This window comes from Maribacter arenosus, from assembly GCF_014610845.1.
Classification (GTDB): domain Bacteria; phylum Bacteroidota; class Bacteroidia; order Flavobacteriales; family Flavobacteriaceae; genus Maribacter_A; species Maribacter_A arenosus.
Genome location: NZ_JABTCG010000003.1, coordinates 150,281 through 166,320, shown reverse-complemented (window position 1 = coordinate 166,320; position 16,040 = coordinate 150,281). Strand labels below are relative to the sequence as shown.

Annotated in this window: 12 protein-coding genes; 2 read left to right on the top strand and 10 right to left on the bottom strand. The window is 38.6% G+C overall.

Translation table 11 applies throughout. The features are described 5' to 3' along the window. Positions 1 to 34: 34 nt before the first annotated feature. From HPE63_RS08835 to HPE63_RS08810, 6 genes are all read right to left on the bottom strand, one after another. Positions 35 to 2,332 (bottom strand): GumC family protein, encoded by a 2,298-nt coding sequence (locus tag HPE63_RS08835; RefSeq protein WP_188313910.1) that lies wholly within the window; start codon positions 2,330 to 2,332, stop codon positions 35 to 37. Positions 2,333 to 2,478: 146 nt separating this feature from the next. After that, a complete protein-coding gene (locus HPE63_RS08830; protein ID WP_188313909.1) occupies positions 2,479 to 3,831 on the bottom strand; it encodes an undecaprenyl-phosphate glucose phosphotransferase in 1,353 nt (450 codons plus the stop codon). 195 nt (positions 3,832 to 4,026) lie between these two features. Then, positions 4,027 to 5,109: a GDP-L-fucose synthase family protein gene (locus HPE63_RS08825; protein ID WP_188313908.1), complete on the bottom strand. Its 1,083-nt coding sequence runs from the start codon at positions 5,107 to 5,109 to the stop codon at positions 4,027 to 4,029. Between the two features lie 89 nt (positions 5,110 to 5,198). Beyond that, positions 5,199 to 5,582 (bottom strand): GxxExxY protein, encoded by a 384-nt coding sequence (locus HPE63_RS08820; RefSeq protein WP_188313907.1) that lies wholly within the window; start codon positions 5,580 to 5,582, stop codon positions 5,199 to 5,201. A gap of 56 nt (positions 5,583 to 5,638) precedes the next feature. Continuing rightward, positions 5,639 to 6,751: a GDP-mannose 4,6-dehydratase gene (gmd, locus tag HPE63_RS08815; RefSeq protein ID WP_188313906.1), complete on the bottom strand. Its 1,113-nt coding sequence runs from the start codon at positions 6,749 to 6,751 to the stop codon at positions 5,639 to 5,641. A gap of 650 nt (positions 6,752 to 7,401) precedes the next feature. After that, positions 7,402 to 7,875 (bottom strand): UpxY family transcription antiterminator, encoded by a 474-nt coding sequence (locus tag HPE63_RS08810; protein WP_188313905.1) that lies wholly within the window; start codon positions 7,873 to 7,875, stop codon positions 7,402 to 7,404. Between the two features lie 326 nt (positions 7,876 to 8,201). On the opposite strand from HPE63_RS08810, the gene HPE63_RS08805 reads away from it, so the two are divergent. Beyond that, positions 8,202 to 8,516, top strand: coding sequence for a hypothetical protein (locus HPE63_RS08805; protein ID WP_188313904.1), 315 nt, complete (start codon positions 8,202 to 8,204; stop codon positions 8,514 to 8,516). Positions 8,517 to 8,780: 264 nt separating this feature from the next. Here HPE63_RS08805 and HPE63_RS08800 read toward each other — a convergent pair whose 3' ends face one another. Further along, positions 8,781 to 9,530, bottom strand: a complete 750-nt coding sequence (locus HPE63_RS08800) for a hypothetical protein (RefSeq protein WP_188313903.1) — start codon at positions 9,528 to 9,530, stop codon at positions 8,781 to 8,783. Positions 9,531 to 10,565: 1,035 nt separating this feature from the next. Here HPE63_RS08800 and HPE63_RS08795 point away from each other — a divergent pair. Further along, positions 10,566 to 11,921: an exopolysaccharide biosynthesis polyprenyl glycosylphosphotransferase gene (locus tag HPE63_RS08795; RefSeq protein WP_188313902.1), complete on the top strand. Its 1,356-nt coding sequence runs from the start codon at positions 10,566 to 10,568 to the stop codon at positions 11,919 to 11,921. A 408-nt stretch (positions 11,922 to 12,329) separates the two neighbouring features. Here HPE63_RS08795 and HPE63_RS08790 read toward each other — a convergent pair whose 3' ends face one another. From HPE63_RS08790 to HPE63_RS08780, 3 genes are all read right to left on the bottom strand, one after another. Beyond that, complete coding sequence (locus HPE63_RS08790; RefSeq protein WP_188313901.1) at positions 12,330 to 13,337, bottom strand: metallophosphoesterase family protein; 1,008 nt, start codon at positions 13,335 to 13,337, stop codon at positions 12,330 to 12,332. 20 nt (positions 13,338 to 13,357) lie between these two features. Further along, complete coding sequence (locus HPE63_RS08785) at positions 13,358 to 15,448, bottom strand: alpha-L-fucosidase (protein ID WP_188313900.1); 2,091 nt, start codon at positions 15,446 to 15,448, stop codon at positions 13,358 to 13,360. Positions 15,449 to 15,540: 92 nt separating this feature from the next. Beyond that, complete coding sequence (locus tag HPE63_RS08780; protein ID WP_188313899.1) at positions 15,541 to 15,963, bottom strand: endonuclease domain-containing protein; 423 nt, start codon at positions 15,961 to 15,963, stop codon at positions 15,541 to 15,543. Positions 15,964 to 16,040: the final 77 nt, after the last annotated feature.

Sequence of the window (16,040 nt, the reverse complement as noted above, 5' to 3'; positions counted from 1 at the left end):
AAATAGAATTTATGGTTTTCTTTTCCTATATACCTTACTTACCATAGCCATAGGTCGCAACCACTTCCGTATCATCGTTCAGTAATACCATGCAGTTCTTTAATTTTCCATTCTTATGTATTGCATTGATATTTTTTAAATATTCTTTTTTGGTCACATCCTTACGAACCACATAGATAGTACTATCCAAATATTGGTTTAAGGCAAAGGCATCAGATACCAAGCCTATGGGTGCCGTATCGATGATAATTCGATCGTACTCTTTTTTCAAGGTATCCATTAATAGGGCAATGCGCTTACTCAGCATTAAACTACCTAAGTGGGAGGGTACCAAACCCGAACCTATTAGCGATAGGTTCTCTAGGGTGGGATGTTTTTGAATGACCTGATTTATATCCAACCCTTTCTTCAATATAAAGTCTGTTATACCCGGTGAGTTGGGCAACCCAAAATCATCCATCAATTGGGGTTCCCTAAGGTCAAAGGCCAATACCACTACTTTTTCCCCAGTAGAAGCTAGGGTGACCGCCAAATTAGAGGCAATAAAGGTTTTTCCTTCTCCCTTAACGGAGGAGGTCACCAAAATGGTCTGGTTATTATCCGTCTGTTTTAAATAATCCAGATTAAACCGCAATAAGCGAAAAAGTTCTATCGTTGGGGATTCCCTATCCCCATTTGTCAACATAACTCCTTTCTCCTTATTTCTGGAAATCTTCCCCAATACAGGCGCCGTTACCAATCTTGTTAGATCCTCAATCGACCGAACCTTGGTATTCAAGGTATCTTTAATATAAATCAATGAAAATGGGATCAAAACCCCTAAGAGCAAACCACTTAAGTAAAACATTCTTTTATTTGGACGGATAGGATATAACCCTGCTTTTGGCAAGTTTACTATTCTCGTCGAAGAAACTGGTGCAGCCAGTGAAAGTATTTCTTCTTCCCGCTTTTGCAATAAATATAGGTATAACCCTTCTTTGGTACTCTTATCCCGGCTAATCTCCAGTAATTCTTTCTCCATACCCGGCACCTTGGCGATTTGTGCATCATACCTACTAGCGTTGGAATATAAATTGCCCCTTGCTATGATCAGTCCGTTTTTATTGCTTTTAACATTCTGTAATATGGATGCCCTTAAATTCTTTAAACTAGCATCCAAGCTTACGATAAGGGGGTTGGAGGTTACAGCCGACTGCGATAAACCCTGTTTTTTAATTAAAGCTTCATTGTATTTATCGATAAGGTTCATTAAGGCCGGGTCATTGATCGAATAGGACCCTCCGATGGTAGATGACATATCCCCTGCCATAAGCGATTGTTCGATACTCGATAGGACGTTTATCCGGGTATCGTATTCCGCTGCTTGATTTTTATATTCATTGGCCTGTTGTATATAACTATCCGCATTACTCGCCACATCGGTCACTGCATTTTCCCGTTTGAAATCGACCACCGTATTTTCCACAACCTCAATCTCACCGGACAACAATCTTATACGATCATCGATCATCTTGATGGTGTTCTCAGCCAATTCATTTTCATACTTTATGGTTTTCTCAATATATGTTTCTATTACTTTTGTAAGTAGCTCCTCTCCTTTCGCTTTATGGGAAGAAATAAAACTCAACCGTAATAAACTACCGGTATCGTTATCAGGTAGTACACTAAGGCTACCAAGGAAATTGTTCACCAATTCATCTTTATTCCCAATCATGAAATACATTTGATGGGAAATGTCAAAATCAGAAATATTCGTTTTTGCTACAATGGTCATTGTACCATAAGGGAGTACGACCAAATCCCCAAAGGAGTGTTCGGATACCAACTCCTCATCATTATAAATGGTACTGATCTCATAGGTTTCCCCATTTAACAACCGAAGGTTTATAGGCAAATCGTAGGCTAAATTCTGGGCAGTTTCATCGACCCTTATTTGAACGGGCACCTCATCCCCATAAATTTCCACATCACGTATATTACCCTTTATATAGTAGGTGATATTCAATGAATTTTTTGAAATGACCTCTTCCATAATCCCAGAGGAGGTTAATATACCGATCTCATCCTCAAGACTTTGTGATTTTTTTAACAACCCTAAGTCATTAAATACATCCATTTCACCTAGAGCCTTACTACCTCCAGAATTCTTTATCAATATACTACTGCTTATTTGATATTCGGGCTGTGCCCAATATCTAAGATGAAGAAAAACTACCGCTACCCCAATTATGACCCCAATAATGAATAGGGGCCAGTATCTTAGATACTTTCTAAAAACATCACTAAGGTTATTTTCTTCCGAACCTAAAAATTCATTTCTTAACTCATTCATATGCGATCAAATAAAAATTTTATCAAGTTGTAATTCCGAATAACAAAAACAAGAAAACCTGGGGTCGTCTCTGTTTGTAGTTTTTAATCGGTATAATCATATTAATTTGAAATTCAATTTTTGACACCAAAGACCAAAACGCAAAACTAATAAGCCCTTTCCTCACCTTTTACAGCGTTGAAAACGGTATTATAAATTATCCTGAAATCCAATAGGATGGACCATTTTTCCAAATAGAAAATATCATAACGGACCCTGTTTACAATATCGGACTGTTCTACGATTTCCCCTCGATATCCTTTTATCTGGGCCAAGCCCGTAATTCCCGGCTTTAGAAAGTGGCGGACCAAATATTTGTCCACGGATTTTTCGTATTGTTCGGTATGGAACTCCATATGGGGCCGTGGCCCTACCACGCTCATATCACCAATGAACACATTATAAAATTGGGGCAGTTCATCTATGCTGGTTTTACGTAATATTCTACCCAGTCGCGTAATTCGCATATCGTTTTTGGTGGCCATCATGGTATCGCTTTCGTTGCTCTGAGTCATGGACCGAAACTTATAACACCAAAAACTTTCGCGATTGACCCCATGCCTTTTTTGTCTAAAAAACAATGGCCCTTTGGAATCGAATTTCATTAGGATATAAACCAAAGGGGTAAGCCAAGAAAGTACAAGGATGATCACCGTACTTGAAAATATAATATCAAAAATACGTTTCACCATAGTTGCATATTCCAGTTCCAAAGGGGATGCCCGCAAATTCAACACAGGTACACTGTCATAGAGTTCAATGGACATGGCCCTTGAAATCAACTCCTTATTGTCGGGGATGATCTTTATCCGTTTTAAGCTGTTGTCGGCTATAGACATCAATTGTTGCAACTCTTCCTTTGATAAGCGAGAGGCCATACAATATACCTCATCGATATCATTTTCAAAAATATAGGTAAAGGCCGACCTTATATCCCCTAAATAAGTTGGACTTTTAGAAATGGAATTATCGAAATACCCTAAATACCAATACCCAAAGTTAGAATTATCAAAGACATGCCTTATTTTTTTTAAATTCTTGTCCCTACCTATCACTACTACCTTTACGTAGTTATGCCCACTGGTACGATACTTGTTTCTTGCCCAAAAGAAAAACATTCTATATAGTGTGAACAAAACACACATGAAAAGATAGACCATGGTTAGGTAATCTATGGAATACGGATTATGACCTAACAGGGCGAATAAGGCAAAATATGCCAAGGCATAAAAAAAGAACACCCGAAGAAAGTTACTGAGATTGGTCATGAACCCCTCCCGCCTAGCTGTAGGATAAAAATTCAACATATGGGTTACCATTATCCAGGTGGTATTCAAATATATAATACTAAACGCATTTATATAGGTATCCGGCGTCAATACATAAGACATCAGGTTTATGGTAACAAGATGAAACAGTAATGAAATAGGAATAATATAGTAGGCTCTTTTAAATTTCATATGGTTGATGGATCTTGTAATGAATTAGGCCTTCAAAAATGCAATGAATATCCTAGCTACAATTAAAAAGAAGGGGAACATGTACTTATTATCACGATTGCCTAAAAACAACAAATTGGTTTGGTGCTATTACCAAGCTGGGGCAGCACCTCAGCGAATTGATGTTTAACTTATTAAAAGTCTTTTTAAATAGTGTTAACGGGTATACCACTGATAGGCCTTGGCCACACCCTCCCCCAATTCGATGGTGTGTTTCCAGCCCAGTTGATGTAGTTTGGAGGGATCGGTGAGTTTCTTGAGGGTACCGTCTGGTTTATCGGTATTAAAAAAGAGGGTACCCTTGAAACCAACAGTTTTTTTAATAACTTCACCCAGGTCCTTGATCGCGATGTCTTTCCCGGTACCAATGTTTATATGGGTATTCCGGATTTCCTTGGTGCCATCGGCATAACAATCCTTAAAATCCCTGTTTTCCATTAAAAACACACAGGCATCGGCCATATCCTCGCTCCAAAGGAATTCGCGCATGGGCTTGCCGCTTCCCCAAATTTCGAGATACACTGCATCTTCTTTTTGTTGAATGCCATATTTGTCGAGAATGCTATAGATCACATCCTTTTCCGAGGAACCATTGACACCTTCAATAGGCAAACGGTCCAAATCCTTACGAATGCCCTCCCAATCGTTATTTTCAAGGGCCTTTCCCAAATGCATTTTCCGAACCAAGGCCGGTAGCACATGGGACTTTTCCAAATCAAAATTATCATTGGGACCATAAAGATTCGTGGGCATTACCGAAATAAAATTAGTGCCGTATTGCAGGTTGTAACTCTCACACATTTTTATACCCGCTATCTTCGCAATGGCATAGGGCTCATTGGTATACTCCAAAACATCGGTCAATAGATAGTCTTCCTTCATCGGTTGTGGACAATTCTTAGGATAAATACAGGTGCTCCCCAAGAACAGCAATTTTTTTACCCCGTGCAGATAGGCTTGGTGGATCACGTTGTTTTGGATCATCAGGTTGGCATAGATAAAATCTGCCCTATAGGTATTATTGGCTACGATACCCCCTACCTTGGCCGCTGCCAAAAACACATATTCCGGTTTTTCGAGCGCAAAGAAATTGGCCACGGCCGTACTGTCCGTTAAATCCAACGCTTTATGGGTCCGGGTCACAAAATTGCTATACCCTTTGGCCTCCAGGTTCTTTAAAATGGCACTACCGACCAAACCCCTATGGCCCGCAATATATATTTTTGATGATTTAATCATGCTATTCTTATTACACGGATTTAGAAAAGGATTTCACAGAAATAATAAATGATTTTGACAAATTCTTGCGAATTAGGTGCGAATTTATACTAAGCCTGCGAATTTAAAATACGTCTATACTCTAATGATGGTTTGCCAAAATTTACCAATAAACCCAATCTCGAATTGGTTGCTTTCAAATAATTTCCTAATTGATCGTTTATGTTCGTATGTAAAAATTGTAATGCTTTCAACTCCAAAATAATCTTGCCATAACATAAAAAATCGGCTATATAGTATTTCTTTAATTTTTCTTCTTTATAATACAATGATAACTTGGTATGCCTTTCAAATGGAATATTATTATCCATAAATTCTTTTTCCAATGCCTCTTGATAAACTGCTTCAAGAAACCCTGCACCTAACTCGGCATGAACCCTCATACATGCCCCAATTATATTATAACTTTCTTCTTTAAAGACAATTTCAGTCATAATTTATTCATAGAAATTCGCATCTAATTCGCACTAAATTCGCATCCATATACATCTCACTCATAATAATTAAGTGTATCAAATCCTCCTTTATTCAAATACTGGTCCTTATTCATCAGTTTTAAATCGCTTTGCATCATATCTTTGACGAGCCCTTGTAGGTCATATTCAGGGATCCAACCCAATTTGTTGTTCGCCTTGCTCGCATCGCCGATCAAAAGATCCACTTCGGTAGGTCTAAAGTATTTTGGATCTATCGACAATACCTCTTTCCCTATTTCCAATTGGAATTTCGGATTGGAACAGGATTTCACGTATCCTTTTTCATTGATGCCTTTCCCTTTAAACTCCAAAGTAATGCCGACTTCGTTAAAGGCCATCCTTACAAACTCCCTTACCGGGGTCGTCTTACCAGTGGCAATTACCCAATCTTCGGCTTCCTCGGCCTGAAGGATCATCCACATCATCCGTACATAATCCTTGGCGTGGCCCCAATCCCTTTTGGCATCGAGGTTACCCAAATAAAACTTGTCTTGAAGGCCCAGGGAAATACGGGCAGCTGCCCTTGTGATTTTACGGGTCACGAAAGTCTCACCCCGTATCGGGGATTCGTGGTTGAACAATATACCATTACAAGCATACATCCCATAAGCTTCCCGATAATTGACCGTAATCCAATACGCATACATTTTGGCCACGGCATAGGGACTACGCGGATAAAAAGGGGTGGTCTCGGATTGGGGTACTTCCTGTACCTTACCGTACAGTTCTGAAGTGGACGCCTGATAAATACGGGTTTTCTTCTCTAAGCCCAACAAACGAACGGCATCCAATATACGAAGGGTACCCAAACCATCGGCATTCCCGGTATATTCAGGAATTTCAAACGACACCTGAACATGGCTCATAGCGGCCAGGTTATAGATCTCATCGGGCTGTATTTCCTTTATCAGGCGTATGAGGTTGGTACTATCGGTCATATCGCCATAATGCAGAACAAAATTTCGATTTTCAACATGGGGATCCTGATATAAATGATCGATCCTATCGGTATTGAACAAGGAGGCCCTTCGTTTAAGGCCATGTACCTCATATCCTTTTTTTAATAGGAACTCACTCAAATAAGCCCCATCCTGTCCCGTTACCCCGGTGATAAATGCTACTTTCATACTATTTGCTGAATTATTTATTTTTATTTTTTTTGGCCATATCCTACTCAAAGACTTTTTTTGGGAGATTCAAAAAATCAATGGACTTAAAGCTTTTAATTCTGTAATTTAAGGAAGTATTACCTTACACTTTAATCCGTAAAATTTGAATGGTAAATAGCGCTTCGCAATGTCAGCCACATGAATTTTTGGCAACAATACTTGCATAAGTTTTAAGAATGGGTACTTAGCGTTGACCCGGCATTCTGTGCTTGTAAGGCTTAGAATATCCCCTACAAAATTTAGACGAAAATAAAAGGCTTTTTTTTAGGTCGCAATGTTTTTTTAAAAAATCGGTCAAGTATTACGAGGTTATTGATATACGGGTTCGCAAAATGAACATATGCCAGTAACCGCTACCCAACTTTATGATATTGCCAATGGTTATTGAACGATAAAAAAATAGCCTAGGGATGTATTCCCCGTTTTCAATGGCCAAATTAAGGAAAGCATAAGCAATTATCTATTATAAATCGCAATATTTTGCCTTTTATGATGGCTTTTTATCGTAACAGTATGTATGTATGTTGCTGAAAAACAGCCAAAAAGCAATCGAAGATCGCTTTAGTGGATATAAAGGCATGTCATGAATACCCTTCAGTGCAAGTCTCTTAAACCACATCCTTGATTCTTGCATTAAGTACAACCCCCAGACCGGGTATGACCAATCGTATGCGTTTTTTGCCAACCTTTTGAATGATGGCTTTTTGGTCCTTTAAAATACCATTTTTTATGTACAATTCATCCCCGGGAATCAATTTGGAAAGGCTGATGTCGGCAATATCATCATCGTTCAACCATTTTTCAATGGTCTGTATTTCCTCGTCCCTGACAATTGCCGGTTTTCCTAACCAAAAAAGATATCGGACCACACCTGGCACCCCAAATACCCTATGGCGCTCCCGATCCGTTAAACGCACAAATACATAGGATTTAAACAAGACGTTTTCTATGGTCTTCTTACGATCACTCCATTGACGAACTTCCTTAATCAAAGGGCAATACACCTCAATCTGCATTTTTTGCAGCATTTCGGCCACCTTCTTTTCAGATTTCGGTTTTACATATAAGACATACCAATTCATACACACATTACTAATAAACATTAAATTAATAACATAACGATCAAATAATGTATTTATTCACTTTAAAAATAGGATAAAATTGTTGATTATATATTAATTACGATAATCAGCAACCGATAGCAAGACCATCGCCATAAAATTTACCTGTAATTGAATGGTTTTCAAACCTTCTTATGTATACGTATTTCATGGATGTCATGGAATAAAGAAGATTTTTCATAAAAATAGTTAAGTATTGTAAGTTTTTTCTGATATTAAGAACCGATAATAGATACTAAATACACCAAAGCCTGCGTTATTAATAGACGATCCCAAATCGCACATCTATGTTCGCTACCCTATTTTCATCCAAGAAAAACCACACGGCCGATAAAAAGTCAAAAAAACTCCAAAAATCGTCTTTTCTTGCTTTGGAACGCCTACTAGCCGAACTAGGTATCAAATTTGCAAAAAGCGATACCGACCCTAAAGATACCGTTCAGGAGAGGAAAGTGAAGGCCAATACCTATACGGGTCATTCCCCTGCCGAACTTGAAAACATCGCGAGGAACCAATTGGCCTATGCCCAATTATTTAAAGAAAAAATGCAGCGTACCCCTCTTGGCAAAAAGGATACTAAAGTCACTTTATTTAGCCGGTAAACAACGCACTCTTATTCTAAAATTCCCAATATGGATAACGGACGCCCGTTATTTAAAGTCTGGGTATACGACAAAGCCAAAAAACCATAACCAACGCCATCGTCTTGATAGAAACGAAGTAAGGTAATTCCCCATTACGTGTTTTCTATTTCAACTCCTTTCTTTTCTAAATATTAATTATAAATATATATGCTCGTGCAAAAATAGTTGCTTTTACATCAATAGGGAATAATTTTGTTGAATGGTATAGTAGAGGTTGATTGACTAATGCAGTTCGGTTTGTTTTCCAACTTCCTTAAATCCTTTGGCAACACCTCTTCTAAACTTCGATTTTTTTGCCTTGGCTAGCCTTTCTGTACTTGCCGGTAAACTTAAGATCGGGCTATCATTATGAGCGGAAGACTCTTCTTCTATAGAACTATTGGAAGATTGTGCAGTGATTTTTTTAAATTCTTCTGCATATCCTTTAGCAATTTTCCTTCGTCTCAGAAAATGACTTTCCTCAGTAAACTTCGCTGCCCTTTCCTCAGTAAACCTCACTGCTCTTTCCTGTAAACTTCCTATTGGGATGTCATTGTCAGTGGTGGATTTTACTTTACTAACTATGGAAGACTGAATGGTTTTTTGTAAAGACACTTTGCTTATTACCTCTTTATCGACGCTTAATTCATTGTATCGCCCTATAAGCCCATTTAAAGTGATTCGTAATCCCCAAAATAACAATACAATGGTAAACGATAAGGATATAAGTTTGGCTAAATCCAGTAGGTCTAAACCAGCGTATATACCAAATATCACCAGTACCAATGAAAAAGTGGCAAATAAGCCAGCACTTCCAAGGAAAGTTGTTTTTAGGGTATACTTCCTGCGATCTATCGGTTCAGACTTAAGATTCTTTGTCCGTATAAAATAGATTGTCAAGGCGAACATTCTTATCGATAGTAAAAATGCCACAAGCATGGAAAGCAAACCCAAAAAATAAAGGTCGGAAAATAAGTCTAGAATATAGGTCATAGGTTGGTTAAAGGCTCTTATTCTCTCTTTTCGTCCTTAATGCTAATTTCCCCATAATAGGAGGAAATTATATTTTGAAATAAGTTAAATAATTGGTTTGCAATATATTATATTTATTCCAATTATCTTTTTTTATTCGTTTAAATGCAGCCAAAAGTCATTGCCTAATAAAAAGAACGAGTTTGAACCACAATATAATCGAAAGGGGAACTAACCAATTTCAGGCCAATTATCAGAAGGTTTTTCAATTATTCAATTTTAGTTCTACAATTTACTTATGTCGTACATAGCAATTAAACCCATGGTAGACGCAGCTACTCCCCAAGAAATATCTTTCCAATCGAAACTACGATGTGGTAAAAAAAGTTGACCTAGTTCTGCCAGGAAGAGTAAAAAAAGTAAGGCTATATATCCAACAAACCACGAATTTAAAGGTGCTTTTTTAAGTAGAAGCTGTATTCCTATTAAAACACTTAAAAAAATAAAAGGCACAGCAGTTCTAATTGTATCATTTTCCTGATCATATGCCCAATTGGCAATCCATTATGGAAGTACACCGCTTAACCCAAGTGTTGGACCGGCTAACCAACTGAAATAGAGAACTGTAATTATTCCAAATACTAGAAGCGAATAATAAATAGGCGAACGCATAAAAAAAATTAAGATGACAATTTAATATATCTATTGAAAAGATCGATCTTAAATCGATTTATTCTACTAATACTTGCTGCTTAAGCTATCGCTTTTGCCAAAGATTATTATGGTTTAAAAATTTTGTCATAAACATCAAGTAGTTCAACGTTTTTTTTTGAAAGATTATACTTAGTACGTTATATTTGAACAGTTCTTTTCTTAAACCCCCGTAATATCAGGAATATTACATTTTTAAGATCTCATTAAAGCGAGAAAAGTTTACTATGGGATTTATCCTAATTGGTCTATTTAATAAATCTCCGTAAGGCTAATTCTTCGCACCCTAAGTTTTTAGAACCTATTTTTGTTTCTGAAAATAAAGCGGAAATATTCAATGAATAAATGAAAAGATTCAAGAATTCTATTTGGATAATTCCCATATCATTAATGGTCAACTTGGGGCTTATTAATGGTATTCTGTATGTGCTTACGCCTGAGACTTATCTTAATTGGTTCCATATTGTTTATTATAATCTTACCTGGGTGCTGATCACCCTTGCACTAGGCTATTATTCGACTGAAAGAAAAGAGACGTTCTTAACCAAAATCAAGAAGATGTTTCAGTTATATCTGATATTCGGCTTGGCATATTTTGCCCTTTTTGGTTTTACTGGCACCCTAATTAATTCCCTAAAATTTCAGGTATTTGTTTTATTGCTGATATATCTAATTCTGACCTGCTACAGGATGTTTTTCTTTTGGTTGCGAAATAAGTACAGGGCATTAGGGGGTAACTCCATTTCATTGGTAGTTATCGGAAGGGATGCCAATCTTAAAAAAATTAGAAAAGTCTTTGACAAGCCTTATTTTGGATACCGCTACCATGGTTACTTTGATGACCAATATTCCCCTAGCCTTACTTATTTAGGAAAGATTGAAGATTGTTTTCTGTACATTCTAGAAAACAATATTGAGGAGATCTATTGCGTTGCCTCAAAATTCAACCGCCTACAACTCAAGAATTTGATAGATTTTGCAGATAACAATTTAATTAAATTCAACATTATATTAGATAACAAGGAAATATTTTCTCGGGCCATGTCTATTGAGACTTACGAAAATATTCCTGTTCTTAATTTAAGAAAAGTTCCCTTAGACACTGCATTCGCGCGTATTGTGAAGCGATTATTCGACTTGGTTGTATCAACATTGTTTATAATCCTAGTGCTATCCTGGTTGACTCCCATATTATATGTGTTAATAAAATTGGAGTCGCCCGGCCCATTATATTTTAAGCAAGAACGGCATGGACTTAGGCGTCAAATGTTCTGGTGCTATAAGTTTAGGTCGATGCATAATAACGATTCTTCACATTTAAAAATGACCCTCAAAAACGATGCTCGTATTACACGCATCGGTAAGTTTATGCGTAGGACCAGTATTGATGAACTTCCCCAATTTTTTAATGTCTTTTTAGGAGATATGAGCGTGGTAGGTCCAAGGCCACATATGACACTACAAACTTGGGACTATGAAACCTCCGTTGATAAATATATGGTACGGCATTTTGTAAAACCCGGCATAACGGGCTTAGCCCAGATTAAAGGGTATAGAGGGGAAATAGAAAAATCCGCCGATATTCTAAATCGGGTACGTTTAGATATCTTTTATGTGGAGAAATGGTCGATATGGTTAGATCTCTATATCTTTTGGAAAACGATAATACATGTTTTTAAAGGGCATGAAAAGGCGTATTAGTACTAAATTATAACAACTGATTTTTTTTACATGTATGTAGCGGGTTATATAGTATTGTAAAGAATGTAGAATTAATCCATGAATTATAGATGGGCTGTAGGCCTCAATGAATTATGAATTTGACAAAACCCTGCGGAATGGGTTATCTTAACCAAAATATATTTTAGTTCAAAGTTTGAGAATCCTTCTCCCTAAACTCATGATATAAAAAGAGATTTATTCAGTCTATGGGAAAGCACAGCTATATTAATAGTCTTGGATATAAGGTTTTCAAGGGTTCTTTGGAAGACCTTCCCGATGACCAAAAAATAATGGTCAATACTACAAACCAATATTCGAAATCTATAGGGCAATCGTAACGACGACTTGTATTCGGTTTTTAGACCGCCTCTTTTCCTTCACTCAATATCAAAACCTCAAATCATAATCAGAAATACGGGCAGAGTATTCAGACCCCAAAATTCCTTGGGGCATTCCCAACTCAAAGGGCGATGGGGCTATCCATTCGCTTTCGACTCCTTCTATGACCATACTCCCTCTTGGATCCAGACATGCAAACGCATATAAGGGATCTTTATAGGTGGCTAAATTGGGCAACCATTTATAGGATGCATACATTTCTTTGGGATAACGGTCCGTGTTTTTGTATTTGTCCTCCATCCATTGGTACGACATACTGTTGATCTCTATATAATCAATCCCGTTTTGATGATGGTGAAAGTCGATATGGTTGTGCCCATTCATACAACATATCACCTTTGCTTTGTGGGCTTCCATGATTATTTGCAACGTCAAACGATTTTTAACGCCCCATTGGTAGTGCCAAAGGCTTTGGTGTGAAAAAACAATGGTCGGCAACTTCGTGGCTTCCAAATCGGCCCTGAACCATTCGATCTGTTCGTCATTGATAAAGGTTCGGAGACTACTATCCACATAGAAGTTGGACTTATTATAATCTGTAAATTTGCCATCCTCATATAAAAAATTGGCATCCAACACGATAAAATGGAATCCTTTAAAATCATAGGAATAATAGGTTTTTGGCATTCCCCAGAAATCGAGCATTTCCGGTTTTGAATTTCGATCCATATCATGGTTGCCCAACACATGGTATTTTGGCCCTTTGTAGGTGTTCCATATATCCAGGAAGTCCATATTCTTCACATCGGCCATACAGAAATCCCCTAATTGGATGATGAAATCGACTTTTCTGTCAATCGCTTCGTCAATGAACTTTTCCAATCGAGCATTCGCATCGGGCATTAGGTCTTTGTGCACATCGGCCACGATCCCGAAATTCAACACTCCGGTTGCCCCTTTTACTGAATTCGAAGGGGTAAACGAAAGTAGGGTGGTAGGCCAAACCGCCATGGTCGCCCCAAGACCCATCCTATTTATAAACTCCCTTCGTTTCATACTTAAATCCGGTTTGGGTACTATTTGGTCAGTACCCCGATCTCACCAAAAGACGTTTGATAATCATCACTGGCCACCTTAATCCCCCTTAATTTAATATACCTGCCTTTGGTCGGTTTAAACGTTATTTTTTGTTCAATACGACTGTTGACGATATTGGCGAATTCGCCCCTAACTACCCTTTCCCAATTACGGTCATCCGTGCTTACATAAAACTCGAAATTGGTGATGATCCCAAAAGGAAAACGTTCTTGCATTGGCCAATACGTGAACCCTTTAAGCGAATACGTCTTGCCCAGGTCGATGACCACTTCCTGTATGGTGGTGACCCCTTTCTCCGTGGCCCAAAAGGTTTTGGGGTTATCATCGATCAATTTGTTGGCTTCGACCATATTCCCCGTGGTGGTATGCAAAATTTTCCAGTTGGTTTTGGCGATATCAAACTTCTTTGTCGACACTTCAGTGCTTGCCATTGTTTTAGGGTCATAGGCGAAACATTTCAATGTTGTGGGTGTGTTGATTAGAATGGGTCTTTCATATTTGATCGAGGATGTCGTTGGCTCGTTCCCATCCAAGGTATAATAGACCTCCACTTGTTTATCAGGGACAGACAGGCGTACCATGCCTTCCTTTGATCGCTGAATACGTGGGGTTACCAATAAATTAGGAGCCCTGTACAATTCAATATTCGATAGGGCAATGGGGCCCTTGGAATCCATGATATGCACCTTGATCTTATCGGCTTTGACCGTTTTGAATCTTAGGATGCGCTTGTAGCCTATCGTGGTTTGTCCATCTATTTCATGCCATTTGCCATCGATCTCGGCTGAGATGATAAAATTCTTTATGCGTTGCCCAAGGGGTATATATTCCTGTAACAGGATCCTATTTACCTCGGTGGGAGCTTCAAATTCAAATACCAAAGCCGCTCTGGTAACCGTATCGTTCGTAGCCCAATAGGTCTCTGGATTACCATCATTGACATTAATCGCTTTGTATGCCAAATCATCACCGCGTTCATTTGTGGCCGTTACTTTACGGTTTTGGGCCAGTTTGGTCCCAAAATCCAAGTCCAATTGTTTGCGTAAGGCCATCAATTGTTCTTGATCTTTTTCATGGACCAACCCTCGATTATCGACAGGAAGATTCAATAATAAGGATGCATTTCTACCTACGGAGTGATAATAAATATCCAATAGCTGCGGCAGGGTCTTTACCTGATGGTCCTCACCTGGATGATAATACCATCCTGGACGAATGGAAACATCGACCTCTGCCGGTAACCAATGGGTGCCATCTTCATGGCCGGATCGCAACTCCACATAGCGTGGCCATCCGGGATAGATTTCATTTCTGCGCATGATGCTCCAATTGGTCTCGTTGGCCCATCCTTCCTCATTGCCTACCCATCGGATATCAGGACCCCCATCACTAAAAATCACGGCATTGGGTTGTAATTCACGTACAATATCAACGGCCGTATCCCATTCATAATAGGTTCTATTGTCAATTTTTCGGGTTTCGTTGGCACCTCCATAATATCCAGAACCACCATTGGCCCCATCGAACCACACCTCGAAGACCTCACCATAATTGGTCAGCAATTCCCTCAATTGTTCATGAAAGACGGCCACATACTCGGGTTGGCCATAGTCCTTATGGTTTCTATCCCAAGGGGAAAGATATACCCCGAATTTGAGTCCATATTCCTTACAGGCTTCCGAAAGATCTTTCAGAACATCTCCTTTACCTTCTTTCCATGGCGAATTTTTTACAGAGTGTTCTGTGGTCTGGGTAGGCCATAAACAAAAGCCATCGTGGTGTTTGGCTGTTAGGATAATACCCTTCATACCCGCCTCTTTGGCCACTTTGGCCCATTGTCGCGTATCAAGATTCGATGGATTGAATTGCTCCGGTTTTTCGGCACCGGTACCCCATTCCATATTGGTGAAGGTATTCATATTGAAATGCACAAACGCGTAATATTCCAGTCCATGCCAAGCCAACTGTCGTTCATAAGGCAGGGGCTTAATAGGTTCTGGGGATGTTGTCTTATTGCAGGCTTGTAGGAGGACCAAAAGCATTAAAATTACAATCCTAAATTTTTTCATATTCCATGTTTTGTAATCCATAATTCAACCCTTCCGACCCTGACGCTATCGTCAGGGCCACCTTCCCTAATCAAGGAAAGGAGCGTTCCCCTCTAAAACTCTCCTCCTGGATTTAGGAGGAGTGGATTCGCCAAAGGCGAAGACGAGGTGGTTGAATTTTTAAAGTTCTCTTTAATTTCTTGTATTACTGAGCCAAGGTTATCATAAACCATTTTATTCTCAAATCGTAACACCCTATTTCCCAATTTTTCCAATCTTTTTGTCCTTCTATCATCATAAGCCACCTGCTTAGGCTCATTATGAACCTCTCCATCCAATTCAATTATAAGTTGTTCTTCATAACAGTAAAAATCAACTATAAATTTTTCTATACTGTGCTGTCTTCTGAATTTTCTACCTTCCAGCTGTCTGTTTTTCAAGTGATTCCACAAAAAAGCCTCTGCAGGGGTAAGCTTATTTCTCAGTTCCTTACGATACGCTACTGTATCTTTGTTGTTATGTATTCTTCTAGACATTTTCTACCCTTCCGACCCTAACGTTATCGTCAGGGCCACCTTCCCTTGACCAAGGGAAGGAGCTTTTTTGATTTTCA

Excerpts from the sequence above, each read along its gene's own strand:
- HPE63_RS08835 (WP_188313910.1), bottom strand. The coding sequence starts at position 2,332 with ATGAATGAGTTAAGAAATGAATTTTTAGGTTCGGAAGAAAATAACCTT.
- HPE63_RS08830 (WP_188313909.1), bottom strand. The coding sequence starts at position 3,831 with ATGAAATTTAAAAGAGCCTACTATATTATTCCTATTTCATTACTGTTT.
- HPE63_RS08825 (WP_188313908.1), bottom strand. The coding sequence starts at position 5,109 with ATGATTAAATCATCAAAAATATATATTGCGGGCCATAGGGGTTTGGTC.
- HPE63_RS08820 (WP_188313907.1), bottom strand. The coding sequence starts at position 5,582 with ATGACTGAAATTGTCTTTAAAGAAGAAAGTTATAATATAATTGGGGCA.
- gmd (WP_188313906.1), bottom strand. The coding sequence starts at position 6,751 with ATGAAAGTAGCATTTATCACCGGGGTAACGGGACAGGATGGGGCTTAT.
- HPE63_RS08810 (WP_188313905.1), bottom strand. The coding sequence starts at position 7,875 with ATGAATTGGTATGTCTTATATGTAAAACCGAAATCTGAAAAGAAGGTG.
- HPE63_RS08805 (WP_188313904.1), top strand. The coding sequence starts at position 8,202 with ATGTTCGCTACCCTATTTTCATCCAAGAAAAACCACACGGCCGATAAA.
- HPE63_RS08800 (WP_188313903.1), bottom strand. The coding sequence starts at position 9,530 with ATGACCTATATTCTAGACTTATTTTCCGACCTTTATTTTTTGGGTTTG.
- HPE63_RS08795 (WP_188313902.1), top strand. The coding sequence starts at position 10,566 with ATGAAAAGATTCAAGAATTCTATTTGGATAATTCCCATATCATTAATG.
- HPE63_RS08790 (WP_188313901.1), bottom strand. The coding sequence starts at position 13,337 with ATGAAACGAAGGGAGTTTATAAATAGGATGGGTCTTGGGGCGACCATG.
- HPE63_RS08785 (WP_188313900.1), bottom strand. The coding sequence starts at position 15,448 with ATGAAAAAATTTAGGATTGTAATTTTAATGCTTTTGGTCCTCCTACAA.
- HPE63_RS08780 (WP_188313899.1), bottom strand. The coding sequence starts at position 15,963 with ATGTCTAGAAGAATACATAACAACAAAGATACAGTAGCGTATCGTAAG.